General features: G+C 59.6%; 17 protein-coding genes. 9 read left to right on the forward strand and 8 right to left on the reverse strand.

Going from position 1 to position 19968, the window contains the following annotated elements:
- Nucleotides 1-33: 33 nt before the first annotated feature.
- From AC3AOF_RS10070 to AC3AOF_RS10080, 3 genes are all read right to left on the reverse strand, one after another.
- Nucleotides 34-795 (reverse strand): ABC transporter permease, encoded by a 762-nt coding sequence (locus tag AC3AOF_RS10070; RefSeq protein ID WP_488348404.1) that lies wholly within the window; start codon nt 793-795, stop codon nt 34-36.
- The gene (locus tag AC3AOF_RS10075; RefSeq protein ID WP_488348405.1) at nt 792-1718 is read right to left on the reverse strand and encodes an ABC transporter ATP-binding protein; all 927 of its coding nucleotides are present in this window, start codon (nt 1716-1718) and stop codon (nt 792-794) included. Before AC3AOF_RS10075 ends, AC3AOF_RS10070 begins: the two co-directional genes overlap by 4 nt.
- Before the next feature lie 190 nt (nt 1719-1908).
- Nucleotides 1909-2478 (reverse strand): hypothetical protein, encoded by a 570-nt coding sequence (locus tag AC3AOF_RS10080; protein WP_488348406.1) that lies wholly within the window; start codon nt 2476-2478, stop codon nt 1909-1911.
- A gap of 3070 nt (nt 2479-5548) precedes the next feature.
- On the opposite strand from AC3AOF_RS10080, the gene AC3AOF_RS10085 reads away from it, so the two are divergent.
- From AC3AOF_RS10085 to AC3AOF_RS10100, 4 genes are all read left to right on the forward strand, one after another.
- Nucleotides 5549-5905: a hypothetical protein gene (locus AC3AOF_RS10085; RefSeq protein ID WP_488348407.1), complete on the forward strand. Its 357-nt coding sequence runs from the start codon at nt 5549-5551 to the stop codon at nt 5903-5905.
- 95 nt (nt 5906-6000) lie between these two features.
- On the forward strand, nt 6001-6132 hold the full coding sequence (locus tag AC3AOF_RS10090; protein ID WP_488348408.1) for a hypothetical protein: 132 nt from the start codon (nt 6001-6003) through the stop codon (nt 6130-6132).
- Nucleotides 6133-6292: 160 nt separating this feature from the next.
- A complete protein-coding gene (locus AC3AOF_RS10095; RefSeq protein ID WP_488348409.1) occupies nt 6293-7105 on the forward strand; it encodes a S1 family peptidase in 813 nt (270 codons plus the stop codon).
- Between the two features lie 623 nt (nt 7106-7728).
- A complete protein-coding gene (locus AC3AOF_RS10100; RefSeq protein ID WP_488348410.1) occupies nt 7729-8235 on the forward strand; it encodes a hypothetical protein in 507 nt (168 codons plus the stop codon).
- Nucleotides 8236-8611: 376 nt separating this feature from the next.
- On the opposite strand, the gene pdxR is transcribed toward AC3AOF_RS10100, so the two are convergent.
- Complete coding sequence (pdxR, locus tag AC3AOF_RS10105; RefSeq protein WP_488348411.1) at nt 8612-9988, reverse strand: MocR-like pyridoxine biosynthesis transcription factor PdxR; 1377 nt, start codon at nt 9986-9988, stop codon at nt 8612-8614.
- A 276-nt stretch (nt 9989-10264) separates the two neighbouring features.
- Between pdxR and AC3AOF_RS10110 the strand changes: the two genes are divergently transcribed.
- Genes AC3AOF_RS10110 through AC3AOF_RS10120 form a run of 3 tightly spaced genes read left to right on the forward strand, consistent with a single transcriptional unit; the run spans nt 10265 to nt 13111 of the window.
- Nucleotides 10265-11827, forward strand: a complete 1563-nt coding sequence (locus AC3AOF_RS10110; RefSeq protein WP_488348412.1) for an FAD/NAD(P)-binding protein — start codon at nt 10265-10267, stop codon at nt 11825-11827.
- A 10-nt stretch (nt 11828-11837) separates the two neighbouring features.
- Entirely contained in the window at nt 11838-12779 is a 942-nt protein-coding gene (locus tag AC3AOF_RS10115) for an AEC family transporter (RefSeq protein WP_488348413.1), read from the forward strand.
- 59 nt (nt 12780-12838) lie between these two features.
- On the forward strand, nt 12839-13111 hold the full coding sequence (locus tag AC3AOF_RS10120; protein WP_488348414.1) for a hypothetical protein: 273 nt from the start codon (nt 12839-12841) through the stop codon (nt 13109-13111).
- A gap of 354 nt (nt 13112-13465) precedes the next feature.
- Here the strand turns inward: AC3AOF_RS10120 and tnpC are convergent, their stop codons facing one another.
- On the reverse strand, nt 13466-14749 hold the full coding sequence (gene tnpC / locus AC3AOF_RS10125) for an IS66 family transposase (RefSeq protein WP_236993540.1): 1284 nt from the start codon (nt 14747-14749) through the stop codon (nt 13466-13468).
- A gap of 336 nt (nt 14750-15085) precedes the next feature.
- Between tnpC and AC3AOF_RS10130 the strand changes: the two genes are divergently transcribed.
- The gene (locus AC3AOF_RS10130) at nt 15086-15502 is read left to right on the forward strand and encodes a helix-turn-helix domain-containing protein (RefSeq protein WP_488348415.1); all 417 of its coding nucleotides are present in this window, start codon (nt 15086-15088) and stop codon (nt 15500-15502) included.
- 126 nt (nt 15503-15628) lie between these two features.
- On the opposite strand, the gene AC3AOF_RS10135 is transcribed toward AC3AOF_RS10130, so the two are convergent.
- Both AC3AOF_RS10135 and AC3AOF_RS10140 read right to left on the reverse strand, forming a co-directional pair.
- The gene (locus AC3AOF_RS10135) at nt 15629-16927 is read right to left on the reverse strand and encodes a Y-family DNA polymerase (RefSeq protein ID WP_488348416.1); all 1299 of its coding nucleotides are present in this window, start codon (nt 16925-16927) and stop codon (nt 15629-15631) included.
- Entirely contained in the window at nt 16924-17388 is a 465-nt protein-coding gene (locus AC3AOF_RS10140; RefSeq protein WP_488348417.1) for a LexA family protein, read from the reverse strand. The genes AC3AOF_RS10135 and AC3AOF_RS10140 overlap by 4 nt, the downstream gene beginning before the upstream one ends.
- Nucleotides 17389-17865: 477 nt before the next feature.
- Between AC3AOF_RS10140 and AC3AOF_RS10145 the strand changes: the two genes are divergently transcribed.
- Nucleotides 17866-19062 (forward strand): hypothetical protein, encoded by a 1197-nt coding sequence (locus AC3AOF_RS10145; protein WP_488348418.1) that lies wholly within the window; start codon nt 17866-17868, stop codon nt 19060-19062.
- 223 nt (nt 19063-19285) lie between these two features.
- Here AC3AOF_RS10145 and AC3AOF_RS10150 read toward each other — a convergent pair whose 3' ends face one another.
- Nucleotides 19286-19873 carry a hypothetical protein gene (locus AC3AOF_RS10150; RefSeq protein WP_488348419.1) on the reverse strand — a complete coding sequence of 196 codons (588 nt, stop codon included), beginning with the start codon at nt 19871-19873 and terminating at the stop codon, nt 19286-19288.
- Nucleotides 19874-19968: the final 95 nt, after the last annotated feature.

Here is a 19968-nt window from a genome sequence, read left to right on the forward strand (position 1 = left end):
CCGGGCCAATCCGGCTCTTGCGACATCGAATTGTCAGCTCTTGAGCCGGTACCCCGTGCGGAAGATCCACGCCACCGCCGCCAGGCAGGCGACCAGGAACACCAGGGCCATGCCGAGGCTCACCGCCGGGTTGACGTCGGAATGGCCGTAGAAGCTCCAGCGGAAGCCGCTGATCAGGTAGACCACCGGGTTGATCAGGCTCACATTCCGCCACAGCGGCGGCAGTATGTCGATCGAGTAGAAGCTGCCGCCGAGGAAGGTCAGCGGCGTGACGATGAGAAGCGGCACCAGCTGCAGCTTCTCGAACCCGTCCGCCCACAGGCCGATCACGAAGCCGAATAGGCTGAAGGTGACGGCGGTGAGAACCAGGAACAGCACCATCACGAAGGGATGCTCGATGCGCAAGGGCACGAACAGCGCCGAGGTCGCCAGGATGATCAGCCCGAGCATGATCGACTTGGTCGCCGCCGCCCCGACATAGCCGGCGACGATCTCGACCGCCGAGATCGGCGCCGACAGGATCTCGTAGATCGTGCCGGAGAAGCGCGGGAAGTAGATGCCGAACGACGCGTTGGCGATGCTTTGCGTCAACAGCGTCAGCATGATCAGCCCCGGCACGATGAAGGCGCCGTAGGGCACGCCGTCGACCGAGGTGATCCGCCCGCCGATCGCGGCGCCGAACACCACGAAGTAGAGCGAGGTCGAGATCACCGGGGCGACGATGCTCTGGAGCAGCGTGCGGAAGGCGCGGTGCATCTCGAAGCCGTAGATGGCGCGGATGGCGGGCCAGTTCATGCGCGGTCCCTCACGAGATCGACAAAGATGTCCTCGAGCGAGCTCTGCCGGGTCTGGAGATCGCGGAAGCGGATGCCGGCGGCGGCGAGGTCGGTGAGGAGCGTGGTGATGCCGGTGCGCTCCGCCTTGGCGTCGTAGGTGTAGGTCAGCGCGGTCCCGTCCTCCGACAGGCTCAGCGGATGGTCGGCGAGCGCCGGCGGCAGGCCCTCCAAGGGGTCGTGAAGCTGGAGCGTCAGTTCCTTGCGGCCGAGCTTGCGCATCAGCTCGGCCTTCTCCTCGACCAGCACGATCTCGCCCTTGGCGATCACGCCCACCCGGTCGGCCATCTCCTCGGCCTCCTCGATGTAGTGGGTGGTGAGGATGACGGTGACGCCCTGGTCGCGCAGGCGGCGCACCAGGCGCCACATGTCCTGGCGGAGCGCCACGTCGACCCCGGCGGTGGGCTCGTCGAGGAAGAGGATGCGCGGCTCGTGCGCCAGCGCCTTGGCGATCAGCACCCGCCGCTTCATGCCCCCCGACAGGGTCATGATCTTGGCGTCGCGCTTCTCCCACAGGGAGAGGTCGCGTAAGGTCCGCTCGATATGGGCGGAATCGGGTTTCAGCCCGAACAGGCCGCGGCTGAAGCTCACCGTCGCCCACACGGTCTCGAAGGCGTCCGCCGTGAGCTCCTGCGGCACCAGGCCGATGAGGCGCCGGGCGGAGCGGGGCTCGGCCAGGATGTCGTGGCCGCCGACCGTCACCGTGCCGGTGCTCGGCGTGACGATGCCGCAGACGATGCTGATGAGGGTCGTCTTGCCGGCGCCGTTCGGTCCGAGCAGGGCGAAGATCTCGCCCTGGCGGACCGTCAGGTCGACGCGCTTGAGCGCGGCGTGACCCGAGGCGTAGGTCTTCGACAGGTTGTCGATCGCGATGATGGGCGTCATCCGGTCCCGGGGCGTGTCAGGGCTGGCGGGGTGGCCGATCACCTAGGCCGCGGGAGGCCGGGCCGCCACCATCCCGCGCCGGCAAGTCGTCGCGCCAGGCAGCGCGCGACGAGAAACCGGCCGGGTGTGGCCCGGATGTGCGCTCCTTCCCGCGTCCGGCCGGTGCGGCAGCGCACATGGCCTCGCGCGTTCAGGCGATCTTCTGGGAGCCGCTGCGGTCCCGGTCGTCCTCATCGGCGACATCGTCGCCGTCATAGACGTCGTCCTCGGCGTCGCCCTGATCGTCCTCGTCTTCCTCCGCCCGCTCTACCTCGTCGTCCCGGGTGCGGACCTTGGTGTAGAAGTTGCCGACGAGCAGCGCCTCGCCGGCCGTCACCATGGAGCTGAGATAGGCGTTGATGGTCGTCGGGGCGGCATCGGGCAGCGCGCGCAGGATCTGCGGCTGCGACAGGCCCTGCGGCCCGGCGCCGTCGATCAGGGCCTTGAGGCGGCCCTTGGTCGAGTTCGCCCGCGGGCCGCGCGGGCCGCGCCGGCCGCTCGCGCGGGGCTCGCCCCTTTCCGGACCGGCCACCGCCCCCCCGGAGGGCCGCGACAGGCCGAGATCCTCGATCGGCGTATCCTCGATGATGGCGCGCAACGCGTTCTCGGCCAGCCGGAGCTTGGCCAGCTCCGCCCCGATCCGCTCGTACTCCGCCTCCAGCGCCGCTCGGCGTTCGCTCACATCAGCCAAGGCCTTCATGAGCGCATCATTCCCCGACATCGCCCCTCCGGTGAAACTGGGCACCGGGTCCTTGCATAGGTGAGGTGCAGCGTCAACGAGGAAGCGCACAGGACCAGTGCCATCACCAATGGATATCATCACGCAGCGGATATCGGCGCCACAGTCTTGAATTCCCGTTCGCGCCCCTCCTTATGCCCGCACCATATCGAGGAGATTCTACGATATGCACATCGGATAGCGAGACATGAAGACCGTTCTCAAATAGATTCTCGGCATGAAAATGGGCAAGTTGGCGATCCCCATCGTCACAGGCAGCATTACCAAACCGGTGCGCCGATCGCGACATTGGATCTGCCATTCAGCAGACCGGCCGCGAAGGCAGAACTCCGGCGCGGCCTCGTAGAAAATCAGCCTGACTTGATGGCCAGAGCGCCGCTTCCCCGGCACTCCGCCGGACGAACGCTTCCATCAAGCCTGCTTCTTGGTGATCGCTCGCCTGAGGCGAGGAGACGGTATGCGGGGTCCGGTCCGGCGGCCGGCGCGTCCGACCATTCGGCCCTTGCCCGGGCATGCCGGACCGCCGCGGCTCATCACACGGGGGATTGACGACCATCGATCCGGTCCCGGCCGTGTCACCAGCCCGCGCGGCGCCTGAGCGAAGCCGGTTTCCGCATCGCGAAGCGATCAATCGGAACCCGTATCACAGTCTTCATGCCGAAAAACAGTCAGACCTAGAGCATTTTCCGACGAAGTGGATGCCGGTTCGTTGCAGAAAATGCGGCAAAATCAAAAACCTAGAGAGCTTCGCGATTGCAACGAGATCGTGAAGTGCTCTAGCCCGATGGATAACGACGAGAAGGCTGTCATCCGCCTTGCCTGCCCGGCCTCCATCCTCAACCGAAACGAGTAGAGACAATTCTTCATTGGCCGTGCGCCCGCCCCACCGCCATCGAATCGTGTTGGCGGCATTCCGCAGCGTCCTTACCGCTGCGAGACGCGGTGATGTAATGCAAAATTTCACTGCCGCAGCGATTGAAGCTGGGTCGGTCGCCCCGTCGATTTCGACGCTTTTTTGTTCTCATGAACAGAGAGCACGCCATGAAAGAGGCAACAGCTGCGGAAGCCAAGCTCGCGGCAACGGATTTGATAAGTGAGCTAGAAAAAAGCGCAGACGGGGGCGTCGTCTTCGCCCTAACTCCAGAAAATTCGCGCAAACTGTCGGTAATAATAAAATTTATATTTCAGATTTCTGAAGATAACTATCTTGTATTTCAATAATATAATTTGCAAAAATATCCCAATGATGCCGCGGTTCCCGTCCGATTCCACCACTGAACGGACTTTTTTATTTCGATTTATAGATCTCCGAACCGCACATGAGAGCGATGCGAGCGATCCGCATCACGAAAAAATGACGGACATCCTTGCCCTTGCGCCATCAGGGCAAAAAGCTCGACTGCCGGCACGAACCGCGACGTCGCTCGCTCATCATGAGCAAATCCCATTTTTCCGCGACTGTCGTTCGGCCGCTGCCATCATACACGGACCCATCCACCATGAGCGATGACAGAAAACAGCGGCTGGTCGGATTATGGTGTAAATTTCGTCAACATCAGCATAGTCTGCCGCCGGAGGCCCGTATCAAGCGGCATAAGGAATTATTTGCGGAAATCTAAAAATCGTCTCAATCATCGATTGACGCTTTCGCCTATAGTTGTTCGCACATCGACACCGCGATCAAGCGGATCGGCCGCCATTGTTCCATCGCACACAGCGCCTCTCTCGGCGAGTTCGAACATCTAGCGGACCGCTTCATGACGTCCGCAATCACATTCGGCTACGGAATGTTCGGAGAGGCCGCCATCGGCACGGACTATCAAACACAAGACTTCTCCAAAGACAGCCGGTTCTTTAAAAGAAATCGAGATCGAACATGATGTCTGGACCAGATCGGGACCTTATGTACGAGCGGGGGTCAAGCTCGGGTCTGGCTGTATCATCGGCGGGCGAAGCTTCGTCACGAACGACATTTCACCTTATGCCGTCGTTGTCGGCAATCCCGGGCGCATAGTCCGCTATAGGTTCGACGACGAGACCATCGAACGACTTCTGGGGACCGAATGATGACGCTACAAATTTACGGAATTTGCGGGGATCGATTTCAGAAACATCAATCAGATCATCGATCTCGTGGAGTCGGGCAAGCTTGCCCCCTTCGATGAAGTATTTTTTTGAGCACCACGCTTTGAACCCCCCTGCACTGAGACCGGTCCAACGTCGACGCGACCGATGACGTCACCCGGGCAATGTCTTGCCGCCCTTCCTGTAACCGACTCGCACCTCCGGGACGGGTCGACGGCCTGACGCGTCAGCGTCCCAGGCCGTCGGCACGAGGCTGGTGCGTCATCGACGCCCACTCCATCCGATCGACCAAGCCGCGGCCATTCAGGCTCCCGAGGCACAGGCGAGGAGGACGGTGATCGGCCCCATGCCAGGGATCGCGCGCCTGAGCGGGCAAAGTCGGGAATGATGCCTGTGGTCTCTCTCGGGCAGACCGATCAAGATTTAATGCAGGACGCCAAGTCGATCGCCCCGACATCAGCGCGCAGCTGGATCGGCATCGGCGGTTCTCATGATATGTGGTGAGCGCGCTGGGACTCGAACCCAGGACCTACAGATTAAAAGAATTTTAACCCCGGCAAATTCCGCATAAAGTTCAAGCCACGCGGTTGCCAGGCCGCGTGCCGCGACTGGGCCAAATCGCTATCCCCAACGGAAGGGTTTGGCAACCGTCGGACTCACCCGCGCCGCCGCGATCGCAGGCATTTTTCCACAGCCGGTTCGTGGTGCAGGAAATGCCTCTGATGGCGACCCCGCCGGTCCTGCGGGCCGTGCTTCCGGACCGATCCCTGGACCCGAGCGAGATTGTCCATCTCGCACGCAACGTGAGGCTCGAAGACTTGGACGAGGCGCCCACGCCCGACCCAGCCCACCTTCAACCAGCACCGGCCCAACGCCCGAAGGCTCGTCATGTGGATGGAGTGAGCCTGAACTCACGGTCCATATCCAACGCGTCGCCCACGCCCGCGAGACGGGCCATCCGGACGACATGCCGCCGATCGAGGACGAAGATGGTTCGCTGCGGCGTGAGACCGCCCACGAGATCGGGGCGGTCAGATCGCGACGCGCCGGAAGCGGACCACGGGTTGAGCAGAAGACGATGGAGGCCCTCCGCCCATTCACAATTACCCTGCCCGGATTTCCGATCGCCCCACTGCCCGACCTCGCGACCGCGTCCCTCGCCGAGCTACGCGAGGCGGAATTATCGGACCGGGAGCTACTCGGCTTCACGGACGGCGCGTGGCAGATCTGCCAGTGCTGCGGCGCGTTCAAGATCGACGGCAAAGGCCACAAGCCGGGGTGTGCCATGGCAGTGGTCCTCGCTGCGCGCGAGGGCGACGGCTGAACTCACATTACATATGCGATCTTATGCGCCAGTCCCGCGCCCGCAAGGCGACCTGCGCCATCCTTGAGGTGTAGAGGCAGTGGGACCCTGCCAGCATGAAGATTTTGTCCACGGGCGTGGTCACGGTCGAGAAAGACCCGACCAAGACCGGGCGGGGAGAGCGCGACCAATACATCATCGATTGCGCTGCGAAGGCGCTGCGCGAGACCGGCCAAATCGTTCGGTAAAAAGAAAATTTGACCTCTCTTCGATTTCACATAGCCCGCATCACGCGCATTGAAACGCGATTGCGAATATCTATTTGTATGCCGGCAAACGCAGGAGGCCGCATTGCGAGAACTTTTCGTATCTGAGCAACTCATACATTCCACCGTTCGCATCGAGTGCTTGAACTCAGACAATTCAACATCTTCCGGTACAGGATTTTTCTTCAGATTTGATATAAGAGGAGATTATAATATTCCTACTATAATAACAAATAAGCATGTATTCGAGCGTGCGTCTCAAATATCTATTCATTTCAGTTTATCCGATGATAGCGGCAGACCTTTGTATGGCAGGCACCAACGTGTTACAGTTGCGAATTTTTCTAATATATGGATGCCCCATCCTGATCCCGCGGTTGATTTAGCGATCTTGCCGATCGCTTTCATATTGAACAATCTTCAAAGTAATGGTCTTCGGCCATTTTATATCCCCTTTGATCCGTCACTGATTGCAAGTAAGACTATTATAGATTCTTTATATGCAATTGAAGATATTACAATGGTAGGATACCCGAATGGGATATGGGATGCAACCAACAATATACCAATTGTACGTAGAGGAATCACAGCGACACCTTTATTTCTTGACTACATGGGAAAGACTGAATTTGTAATCGATGCAGCGTGCTTCCCCGGATCAAGCGGATCGCCCGTCGTGTTGCTAAATGAAGGTTCATACCCAACAGGAGGCGGCATGGCTGTCGGCACAAGATTTCACTTTCTTGGTGTGCTTTATGGCGGCCCGCAGCATACGGCAGCAGGAGAAATTGTTGTTCAAAATATACCGACCGACACGCGTCCGGTTCCGATATCGCGAATTCCTAATAATTTGGGCTTCTGCATCAAAGGTGCCCGCATTCTAGAATTTGAGCCAGTGCTTCGTGCCCGGGGCGGGCCGCCACCCTCCGCGGAAATCAACAGTAGCCCCGCGTAGTCCAGACGACATCATCGCGCGCCTAATTGGGCGCGCGACAGGATCACCGCGCGCGTCCCCGCCGCGCTGCCGGGCGCTGCCCTGCCACTGATAGATCGCGGCGGAGCGAGCCTCGAACCATCGCGCCAAATCGTCCGGTAAAAAGGAAATTCACCCCTCCCGGGCGCGATATGGAACCTCCGCCGCGATCGACCGCGCGCCATGTCGCAGGGCCAAGGCCCTCGTGCGGCGCGTGTTTTCGTTCTGGCGTCGCAGGCTGTGGGTAAGTTCCATAAAACATTACGCGCCGCCGCTGTGGCTTGACTTTTGCCAGGGTCGGCGCCGGGCAATTCCATGCGCGCAAACCCCTCCCCTGCCGGCGGCGGTTACCGGCCCGTCTCGCGACATCCAGACCTGCGCCCGCCATTGTCTCGCGGCGCGGCTCCGCACCTGGTGAGACGGAGAGCACGTATTCCGGCGCCGGCGCCTCGCAGGGCGTACCGTATCTCGTCCTAAGAGCGAACGAGGGGGTAGAGGTTGCAACATGGCCGGAATCTTAGCCGATCGAGACCGCCTCGTTCCTTGATGCCGCGCGAGCGGCCTGTGACAACAGCGAAGGTGAACGAACAACGTAGGCGGCTGACATGAGCGAGAGAGACGAAGCCGAAGAGCGTTTTCACGCCTGGGCCGCCCAGCAGCCCACCGACACGCAGCCGCGGAAGTACAACCAGACGCGCCGATGGGAGGATCGGATCCTCGCGGTCGCAGCGATCGTGTTCTCGGCCCTTTTCTGGGGCGCCGTACTGTTCGGCATGGTCCGTTGCGTCGGACAGGCGGTGGCGCAGCCGGCCGCTCAACCGTCGGTCCAGAATCCGTTCGATCGCAGCGCACCGCCGCCTCGGCGCCGGGAGACGCCAGAGCGGCCGCGGGCGGCACCGACCGGCCCCTCCGACGCCGAGATTGCCAAGCGCCTCATCGCTGAATCGATCGCCCGCTATCGCGGCTCCTGCGCCTGTCCCTACCAGAGCGACCGGGGCGGTCGCTCCTGCGGCCGGCGCAGCGCCTACAGCCGACCTCGCGGGGCCGCACCGATCTGCTTCGAAGCGGATGTGACGCCCGAGATGCTGGCGCGCGCCCGACGGCTGCATTGACCGTCGGCACCCCGCGCATCTTCGTTGTGGCGAGGAGAGCGAGGGACTCCAAGACTCCGTTGCGCTCGATGATCTGCGATCTCATCACTGCCGGCACCATCGCGTAGCGCCGGACATGACACCCGCGCTGCTGCCGGGTCCACACTGTCGCTACGATCATGGCGATATGACCAGACGAGCCCGAGCGGACACGCAGCATCACGTCTTGAAGCGTTGTTGTTAAGGTTCCCAAGGACTCCGGTGGCTGCTCTAGGCGGTCATGTCATCCATCGGCCCGCGTCAGGCGGTCAGCGCGCTGTGATGGCGCACACGTTCAGGCGGGCTTCCTGACAGCGACCTGCAAAGAGAGCAACGAGGTACGGACCTAAAGCCGGATTCAGCACTCGCGCAAATATGTCCCCAGCATTCTACTGGTGCGCCTTATTGTATCAAGCGTGAGGGATGAATAACCCACGACAATCCCGGTCGCAAAGCCTTGAGGAGTGTACTTCGCAGCCGTTTGCAATACGAATCCGCTGGTTCGACAACGATCATGAAATTTCTCGAAATCGATGCCGTCAGGGAGGCCGAGAAAGAAGTGAAAGCCACCATGATCCCCAGAAACGTCCAGATCACCCCCGAAGGCTTCCTGTATCGATGTCAGAGAAGTCCGGCATTTTTCATGATAAGACCGCCCCATGCGGCGTATATGATGAGCGAAGTGGCCTTCCGAAATAAAATACGCCAAAATCCGCTGATCGAGCGCGCTGTTGTTTCGCCCTGTTTCGCCTCTGAACCGCAGGAGTTTTGTTCGCAACGCTCTCGGAACGACGAGATACCCGATCCGCAAGGTCGGAAAGAGGATTTTGTTAAAACACCCGGCGTGGATCACGCGGTCATCAACATCCATCGCCTTAAAGGCAGGAAACCGTAAAGAGTCAAAACAATATTCTCCATCGTAGTCGTCCTCGATGACGTAGGCATCCTCTCGCGCCGCCCAAGCGAGAAGCTTCTGTCTGCGTCCGAAGGATAACCGCACTCCCAGCGGTGATTGATGTGATGGCGTAACGACGCAAAGCTTCGCGTTCGGAGCCAACTCTTCAGCAACATCGACCCGCAGGCCCTGGTCATCAACGGATACCGGCACTGGGGTAAGATCATGGGCGCGAATGAGAACCTCCGCCCCGACATAGCCCGGCGCCTCCGTCCAGACCAAATCACCCGGTCGCGCAAGGCTACGGAGGCACAGATCCAAACTATGGCGCGTTCCCGTTGTAATTATAATGTCGTCTGCCTCACAGCTGATTCCCCTGGAAAAACCAAGATACCTAGATATCTGCTTTCTCAACTCCAAGCACCCGGCAGGATCCGGATCATGGAAAAAACTATTATCAGTCTCTGATAGTGCGCGATTCGCAAGTTTTTTCCAGATGTTGATAGGAAATAATGACACATCCGTCTCCCGAGCGATGAAGGGCCGCTCCGGGTTCAGGCGGAAAAGAGATGGGTGTTCGTCAATCGCGAAGTTCGGATCGGCATCACCCGATAGGGTGCCTGATGATGATGAACTTGCCGGCTTCTTCGCCCCACCGGCGACGAAGGTGCCCGACCCGGCCGTGCTCTCCAGCAGACCTTCCGTTTGCAACTCCTCGTAAGCTGCACTGACGAGGCCTCGGCTTACCCCCCACTGCTCCGCAAGGTCACGACTGCTCGGCACTTGAGCCCCGAGCGGCAGTCGCCCCTCGCGGATCGCGATCCGGAGCGCTTCAACCACCCACCGACCCCTGAAACGGGATGGGGGGCTCGACTGAACGCCCAGGGGTAACGCCTTGACCCTGCGAGACATCGACACCTCAAACGGCCGGCCAGAGTGGTCCAGTGATAAAGCACCATTCTGGCACTTCATCCAACCCAGCGCTTTATCTATGTGGATTTTCAAGCATATTCGGCATCATCCCTAGGACAGGATCGCGCCGGATAGATTGTAAGCGGCACGGCTAAGATACATTGGGCCAATGCAAATCAAACTCTCAAAATAAAGGAAATATACATGAAGCGAATTGCAATCATAGGCATGGGCGGCACAGGGACAGCAGCGTTCGCTAATTTGATACGGCGTTTGGTTTCTGCTAATGTTCAGAATGCCTACGTCCTTCTGATTGATCGTGCCTCGACCGCTGGTGCAGATGCTTTCTCTGGCGGGACCGCCTTCGGAACACCTGCCTGTGTTCATCGCCTCAACACTGCAGTTGTGGATATGGGAATTTTTTCTGATCGCCGCGATGACTTCCGTTCGTGGCTGGAGCAAAATCGCGACAAATGGAACGAACGTCATTCATCGATAGATATCAATCCTGATGATTTTCTGCCGAGGCCGTTCTTCGCAGAATATCTGCGGGATATGCTCGCCAATTATGAAGAAATAGCCAAGTCATCCGGGATAAATGTTTCGCGATTTGCGTCTGGAGCCGTCGATATCAACAAGATCAACGACAGGTTCTGGATCGAACTGGCAAACGGCACGTTCGTGGTGGCTGATGCTGCCATAATGTGCTTGGGACAGCCGGACGGAACCCGCTTTCGCAGCCTGCGACCTCAAGCGAAGTTCGTAGAATCGCCTTGGCCGGTGCAGCGCCTCGTCTCTTCCGTGCCCCGGGACCGACAGGTCACGATCCTCGGAACCGGTTTGACGGCCGTCGATACAGTGCTGACCCTCGTTGCCTACGGTCACCGGGGGCCGATCCGGATCATCTCGCGCAACGGCCTGTTACCGGAGGCCAGCAACGTCTCCTCGGCCCGCAGGCCCAATACGATCCTCACGAAGGATCACATTCAGCCGCGGCTGCGAGGGTCCGACCATCTTCGCCTTTCCAAGCTGTTCAGGCTTTTCAAACTCGAATTACGCTCACGCGGCGGACGTATTCCGTCGGATGCCAGCCCCCTTTCACGTTTTCGTGCATCCATCTTCACTGCGGCTCAGAGCGCCAACATTCTTCAGGATGTCCTGGCCAACACGCGCTTCATCGGACCCTGGCTCTGGAATCTCCTCTCGACGACTGACAAGGTGAGGTTTCAGCGCCGCTTCGGCTCGCAGTGGGCCGCCCATCGCTACGCCATGCCGATCCAGACCGCTCGCAGCATCCTGAAGCTGATGGAGTCCGGGCGGCTGGAGATTGTCGGTGGCCTCTCCGGCATCGAAGCCGGTCCGGACGGCTTTGCCCTGACCACGCGGGAAGGCAGGATGCTGCAAGCTGACTGGCTGGTCGACGCCACAGGTCCGTCGAGTGACGCCCGCCTCTCGGATCTTCCTCTCGTCCAGAGCCTGCTACGTACCGGATTCGGTCAATCGCACGCCGCTGGCGGCCTGCAGGCCGATCCGGAGACGTTCGAGCTCGTGGGGCGCCAGGGACGGACTGACGGCCTCTACGCCGTCGGTCAGATTCTCTCTGGCGAGCTGTTCGCCACGAACGCCTTCTGGTTCAACGTCGACTGCCTCGCCGTCATCACTGACCGAATTGTGCGGCATCGTCATGATCAATATTTACCGCAGGTCCGGCAAGAACACCGCGTCCGGGACGGCGCAGTGATTTCCGAGTTCCGCCATATCGCCTGAGGATTGGATCATGTATGCTGTCACAGGTCTGGCGAGCGAACTCGCCTTGAGGATGCTGCCCGCCTACGCCGCCATCGCCGTCGGGTTCTGCGTTGGACGCTTGTCCGGGGAAGACTGGCTGAAGCGGGTATCGAACCTGCTGATATACGCCCTCATTCCACTCGTCGTGTTCAAGAACGCATCGACGCTCAGCGTCGATGTGGCGGTGGGCGGGCTCGGAATCTCAATCGCCTTCAGCATCACGATGGTCGCCTTCGCGATGCTCGTTGTGCCGTACATTCAGACCGACGTACCCCGCCGGTTGGCCTACTGCTCGTTCGGGTACACCAATATCGGCTGGTTCGGCGTTCCGACGGGGCTTGCCCTCTTCGGCCCGGACAGCCTGCCGATCCTGGTCATGGCCTATGTCGGCGGGCTTTTGTTCGGCAATACCGTCGGCTTCTATCTCGTGGCACGTGACCGTTTCTCCGCGAAGGCCAGCTTGATGAAGGTGGCGACCCTGCCGGCGATCCATGCCTTCGCGGCCGGGCTCTTGTTCCAATACCTGCCTATCCGCCCCGACCTGGCCGTCTCGGTAGAGGCTCCGTTCCGCGCCACGACGCTCCTGATGTCGGCCTGCGGCATGATGGTGGTGGGCCTCGGGGCGAGCCGCGTTGCCTTCTCCTGGCCGGCGATCCGGGGCGTGCTCACGCTCGTGGTTTGCAGGCACATCCTCGCGGTTCTCGCAATCGGTATCGTGATCGGCCTGTGCGCCGCGATCGGGTGTCCAGTGAGGCCGGACAGCCTGAAGGTCGTGCTCCTGATCGGGCTGCTCCCCGTCGCCGGCAACCTCGTCGTGTTCGCCTCCCAGTTGGGAACCGGGGTTGCGGGATCCTCCCTGATCATAGCGATCTCGACGACGATCTCGACCTTGGCTGTATTCGGATGGGGTGTGTTCTTGAAATTCGCATGACGAGTGCCAGCAGATTCCGCCACGACAACAACGAGCGCACTGATCACCGAGGATCTTCCATGAGCGACGATGCCAATGAAACGCCCCTTAGCATTGATGATATGTCAGATATTTTGCTTCCGGTCACCAAGGCGATCGCGACCCTCGTCGAGCAATTGGAGTCTTTGGTGACTGCAAATTGTCGTTCGAGCAACATATCCGAGGAGTCTGCCGAGTTACTGGCCGAAGTTGGGAATACGGCCCTGCGCCACTCTCGGACGTTGGTGCGTGAGGTGAACAAACGACGTAGCGAGGGCAAGGGGTCGCGCCTCCTTGCGTCGCATCGAAACTAGCTCATCCGTTACGCTTGAACGGCACCGACATCGCCCTGTTCCCCGCCGGCCCTCACGAGCAGATGTCGAGGCAGGAGGCGTCCGGGGTGGGCGCCTTCACGGGACGCGGCAGCGAGTCTGGCGGAGGAATCCAGATTAAGCAGACTTGCGTGGCGCTGGCTGAACTCGGCGCTTTACGCAAGTCTGTTGCCATTCTGACCGCGTAATTTTAAGAAAGAATCTTATAATTTGCTAACGCCGTCATAATTCTAATCTTTTGCTCAGATTATTCATCAAATCGTAATTACCCAGGGGGTATTTTTCGGCACGCGCGTTTTCCGCCCCCCCCCCTCTTTCACTTGGAGGGGGGGTTGCTCAGGCGGTGATGGTCGCGAGCAGGGTGGTGAAGGGCGTGGCCTTGGTCCGGAGGGCGGCGGTGGCGACGACGGTGCGCACGTCTGCCTCGCCTTTGGCCGCCCACATCGCCCGATAGCCGTTTGTCACCTTGCGCTGGACCACGGCCGGCCGGAGGTCGCGCTCGCAGGCGTTGTTGGTCACGTCGACCTTCCCCGGGAAGGCCACGAAGGTCAGGAGCTGGTCGCGCGCCCGCTGCATCCGGGTCTGGAGCGCTCGGGTGAGGTCGCAGGTGGCGGGCACCTTCAGGAGGGCGTCGAGATCCCCCTCCAACTCGCGCCGTTTGCGCGCCAGGGTCGAGGCGGCCAACGCGGTCAGCCGGCGGGCGAGCCCGAAGGCGTTGTCGAGCCACCACTTGAACCGCAGGGCGAGCAGGTCGTCGCTGGCTTCGGCTGCATAGGCCACGTCGCGGGCGAGGTGCGCCAGGCAGGTCTGCTGGCGCTCGCCGTGTCCCTGCTGGGCCGAGTACCGGTCCGAGAGCCACACCAAAGGCCGGTGCCCGGCCATCACCTCGCCGACGACAGCAGCAGACCGGCTCGGGGCGGCGTGATGCACCACCGCCTCCTCGCAGCGGAACACCCAGTGCCAGCTGTTGGTGCCCTCGATCCGCACCCCGGTCTCGTCCGAGGCCACCACCGGCGCCTGCCGCAGACGCGCCAGCGCCGCGTCCCGGCCCCCGGCAAAGCAGCCTTGGGCGCGCCGCAGCACGTTCATCAGCCCGCCCTGGCTGAGCTTCAGCCCGAACAGGTCCGACAACGCCGCCTGCAACCGTTCGTAGGACAGCGCCTGGAAGGTCTTCAGGTAGGTCGCCACCGCGTGCAGCCGCGACCCGAAGGGTGTCGCGTCGGCTCCCGCCGGGCGTCGGGCGGCGACCCGGGTCCGGCAGGCCGGGCAGGTCACGCACAGGCGCCGGTGCTGCTCCACCACCGGGCGAACCAGCGGCAGGTCGATCCGCTCGTGCACGCTGACGACCTCGGCCGGAAGGTCGGCCGGCAGTGGTTCGCCGCACGACGAGCAGGCGCAGGGCCGATGCTCCACCACCTGATCCGGATCCGGGGTCAGCGCCCGCTTGTGGCCCTCATGCCCGGGCTTGGCCCCGCCGGGACGGGACTTCTCCCGCCTCTCCTTGCGATCCGTGGCCGGCGGCTTGGACGAGGTGCGCGAGGTCTTCTCCGGCCGGTGCAGCTTCAGCACCAGCTCGATCAGTTCCTCCTTGCTCAGGCGCTCCAAATCGCTGCGGCTCATCCCGACAGGGAATCAGCCAAACCATCAGACGGCAAGGGGGGGCGACATGACACCTAAGCCGCGACCGAGCCGCCCGTCACGGCACCCCCCTGGGTAATTACATCAAATCTATAACGATTGATATATCTATAATCAAAATCCGATATTTCTATTACAAATTTAAAAATCTCGCGCAAACGTGTCATTGTGCTGTGGACCTCTAGGTCAAACGCAACTATAATTGAAAATTGTTTCCCAAATTGGCCCCTGAGAAACAATCTTGATAGCAACCGCGCCAACCCCAATTCAAATCATCCTTGTTATCCGTCAGAGAAATAAGTCGCCGGGTGAGAGAAAATGGCTGGTAAATCTGCAACCGAATTTGATAAACAGCTCGGAGAGCGCATTGAAAAATTTCGCTTGGAAGCAAACGTGAGTCGGAGACTGGTAGCCAGCGCGCTGGACGTTAGCCAATCCCAATTTCAGAAATATGTATCAGGTGCCAACTGTCTCAAGGCTAGCTCGATTCCAATACTGGCTTCCATTTTCAACCGAAAAATCCATGAATTCTTCGGCCCTGACCCTAGCAAGAACACTTCCGCTTCTATGGAAGATCATGAATCGTCGAAGATGACCAATATTGCCGTCGTCCTCCAAGAGGCAGTCGACAGCATGGAGCGCGCGGCCATTGATATGAAGATCGCCCTCGCAGAGATCACGGAGCAGGCGAGGCCGAGCACGGACATTGACGTTTCTGGACCAGTTGCTGAATGATGACGAGGCCCCTATTACCTGGCACGCTGCTGAGCGCGAATGTGGCCCCTCACTTCCCGGCGGGCGGCCGATTAGCGCTTCCCACCCATAGCAGCATTTGAGCCGCCCCAGGGGATATCAGCCGTCTCATTGGACAGTTGCACTGACTGTCGGCACTTCGCTCAACCGCGTCGTGAACCGCGGCGAGCGCATCTCGAACTTCGTCGACCAAGTGCGCTTCTCGACCAGCCCCGCCCGCGCCGGCACCACGGCGCCGCGCCCGAACCGGCTGTTGCAGGCATCCATCGCCGCCATCAGCGCGCCGGACTTCTCCCGGTCAAGGGCGCCGAAAAGCGGCCGCGGCGCCCCGTCGAGCGGCACAAGATCCTTCGTGACCAGCCCGGCCTTGCTGTAGCGCCAGGGCGTCGGCCCCTGCTCCTTCCAGGTCTTCGCCACACCGTGGAGTGCCGCCTGGATCAGGTGCCGGCTATCGTTCGTCGCCTCCGGCAGGTGAACCACCGTCGAGACGGAGCGCATCGGGTCGCCGCGGTCGTGCTCACTGGTGTGGTAGAAGACCGTGACGGCCGAGACCGCGAGCCCGTCGCGCCGCAGCTTCTCGCCGAGCCGTGTCGCGTGCGCCGCTACCGCCTGCTCGAGGACCGTCCGCTCGGTGATCCGGGACGAGAACGAGCGGGTCACCGCGCAGCCCTTGCGCCGGGCCGGCACGATCTCGAGGGGCAGGCAGGCCCGCCCGCGCAACTCGTGAATGATGCGCTCGCCCACCACCGTCAGCGAGGCCCGCGCCGGCCGGGGATCGAGGTCGCGTAAGTCCGCCACCGTGTCGACGCCCATGGCGGTGAGCCGCGCCGGCGAGGCGCGTCCGATGCCCCAAACCTCGCCCACCGAGATCCCGACCATCCAGGCGGCGCGCTCGGCCTCATCGGACAGGTCGCACACGCCCCCGAGCTCGGGCACGGTCTTGGCGATGTGGTTGGCGAGCTTGGCGAGCGTCTTCGTCGGCCCGATTCCAACGCAGGTCGGCAGGCCGGTCCACTGGCGCACCGTGGAGCGCAGATCCCGGGCCAGCGCCACCCGGTCGCGCTCGCGAACGTCGGACAGGTCTAGGAACGATTCGTCGATGGAGTAGATCTCCACGTCCGGTGCGAACTGGCGGTAGACGGTGTTGGCCCGGGCCGACATGTCGCCGTAGAGGGCGTAGTTCGAGGAGAACACCCGCACCTTCTGGCGCCGGCACAGGTCGCGGATCTTGAAGTAGGGCTCGCCCATCTTGATCCCGAGGGCCTTGGCCTCGGCGGTGCGGGCGATGGCGCAGCCGTCGTTGTTCGAGAGCACGATCACCGGCACGCCGGTGAGCTTCGGGTCGAACACGCGCTCGCAGGAGCAATAGAAGGAATTGCCGTCGATCAGCGCGATCGCCCGGCTCATCGCACGAGGCTCGCGCGGGCCTTCACGTGGTGCCAGCGCACCGAGAACAGCAGCACGCCCCAGAGCAGCCCCTCCTCCAGGTCTTCCAGGGCGAACTCCTCCTGCATCTCCGGATTGTCGAAGGTGAGACTCAGCCGGTTGCCGATCATCACCAGGCGCTTGAGGCTCATCTCGCCGTTGACCACGGCCACCACGACGGCGCCGGAGGTGGGCGAGAGCGAGCGGTCGACCACGGCCAGGTCCTCGTCGTGGATGCCGGCGCCCTTCATGCACCAGCCGCGGACGCGCCAGATGAAGGTGGCCGGCGGGTTGGGGACGAGCCAACGCGGCAGCTCCAGCGCGCCCTCGATGAAGTCTTCGGCCGGGCTCGGGAACCCGGCGCAGAGGGTCGGGAGCATGAACGGGATCCTCACGAGCCCGCCTGCGTCTGCCGCTTCCGCACCGACCCGATAGAGACCCACGCCCGCCCTCCATTTTAGAACAGAAAGAGAACAAACAGGCTGGAGGTTCCTGGTCAAGGCCGAGTTTCGGACCCGTGTGGAGGTGGGGGCAACGGGATCACGAGATCGTGCTTTAACATCCGCCGCCCTCTCGTTCCCGCCAACCGCGGGCGCATCTGGCAAGTAGTCCTTCCATCTCCAGCGACACGGGATGAGACATAACGCTTTATTGATAGGTGATTATATTGGCTGTCCTTGAAATAAATCTGCAATATTAATGTAAGATATACTCATTAATGAATAATATATTTTTGCGATAAACAGTCAACATTATATTATCGGCCATTATTTTGGCAGCTTGACATGCGACCTTTTCGTGATCTATTACCAATCACATCGTATCAGAGTGTAGGAGCACGAAAAATTATGATTTCAAATATTAATTAAAACTTATATGATATCTTGAATCTATAAATGTCTGATTGAGAGAAAAACAACATGGCGAATCCCGAAATAAATAATGAACAAGAGAGTCCTGCAGTTGATCGTCAAAAACCTAGCAGATCAACAAAGATCCTGCTTCGACTAAAAAAAATAGGTAGTACTGATTTTGCAAATCGTCCACCGATAATCAAGTTTAGTATTGCGGTAGCAGCACTGATAACTTTATTTGATATAGTAAGAGCTATTTATGTAAATGGCGCATTCTATATAAATGATAGGGTGATACTTAATTTTGTTCTCAATGCGTTTTTTCAGTGGTTGATTTTTTATTTCATAATAACAAACGATGCGGTCAAGAGTTTTTTGAGGGGAATACTAAGAAAAAATATCGAAATATCGGAATTTGCCAATATAGGCCCTGCAATCTCGAAATTATCTGACGCTGACAAGCTAGCTCACTACAACAGGCTAGCAATTCTTGTCGATTTGCGCAACCGAATAAAAATGCTAAGAGGACGAAGCACCGTCATATTAATAACTATCGGCGCAGCATTGGTATCAGCAGCACTAATAGTTATATTTGCAGGGCAGTTGACAAGTCTAGATGCAAAGGCTGTCGGATCGACAGATCGACTTAGGTCAGAAATAAACGCCATCGATTCTCAAATTGCAACGCTATCTGAAGCTAGATCTATCCTGAAGCGCGCTACTTTACCGAAAGATGGAAAAGAGTCCGCTAATAGCAGAGATATCGATGATGCATGGAACAGATTCACAAGGGGGAATGTTTTGAATTATATCCCCCCCAAGGATCTCGAAGCGCTCGAAGATGCTTATAAATCTGCATTGACAAACAAATCTCATTTGGATGATTTAATGCAGAAAGCCTGGGCAAAAGAAATAAATTCTGAACGCGGATATAGTGATGTAAAATATCTTATCGCAACAGCAATAACACGAATCGGCGTGGTCGTCATTATTGTATTTTTGGTGCAGATATTGTTAGATCTATACCGATACAATACAAGATTATTAAGCTATTACAATTCATATGCTGATGTCGTTACTTTATGGGATGGATCAGATCAGAAGCTTGAACTGATGATTAAATCGTTCCCGCCACCGAAGGTGGATTTCGGAAAAGAGCCTAAACATCCATTGCAAGATATCATACGAGCTGTTGAAACGCACATGAAATCATCAGGCGCACAAAATGCAAGTAACGCAAAATCTCATGAGAAATCGTCTTAATTTTACCAATCATTATTTATATAATAATCCTAAATATCATCACAATAAGTACAAAGTTGAAAGATCTGTATGAATTATTTTTTTATTGCTACCAATTGTACCCGCGTTTTTGGAATCTAGCTAGGCGGGATCTCGCGATCAAAATATTTTACTATCTTTCAAGCTAAAATCTAATTGGAGCAAGAGCTAGTCATTTACTGGTAACCGCATGGGCGTTCCACCCTCACCCCAGCTGAATCTGCAATTTTGGGATCAGGACCGCCCGCTGCCGACCCGGTGCCGTCGCCTCGTCGCCGGTTCCGAACTCCATCGCTCGCCGGCTCGCCTTGGCACCTTCGACGCCCAGAAGCGGTAGGAACCAGTCATCCGCCCAGGCGGTCGCCGCGAACACCTGCTGGAGGAAGGGATGGCGCTCGGCGATCGCGATGTGGTGCCCGCGTGTGTCTCGAGTATCGAGCACCACCTTGATGCCGCGGGCGGACAGCCAGGAGCGCTTGGGCACGTCACTCCAGGCCGCCTCGACGACCGTGCGCAGGGACTGGCCGTTGCCGGCGGCAAAGCACATCAGGTGGGCGAGGCAGCCGAGGCTGTCGTTCTCCCTCCCCTCGTAAAGGACGCGCGCTGCGGGGGATGGGACCTGGGGCAGCGGCAGGCGCTCCCACAAGGCGCGGGCCGCCTCCCGGCCGTAGACGTGGCGGGCCTCGCTGACGAGGCGGGCGAGCGCGCCGATGCGCTCATGGTCGAGGGTCGAGGCGGGTTCATCGTTGGAGCGCATGCTGTAGCGGCCGGTCTTGCGCAGCGAGGGGAGCACCTCGGCGGTGACCCACTTGCGGAAGCGGTGCGGGAGAGGCCTTGGCCGCAGGCCTCTCCGTTAAGCGCTATAATCTGATTGACTTAGACTGATAT

The organism is Methylobacterium sp. 142-1Y (assembly GCF_057747795.1).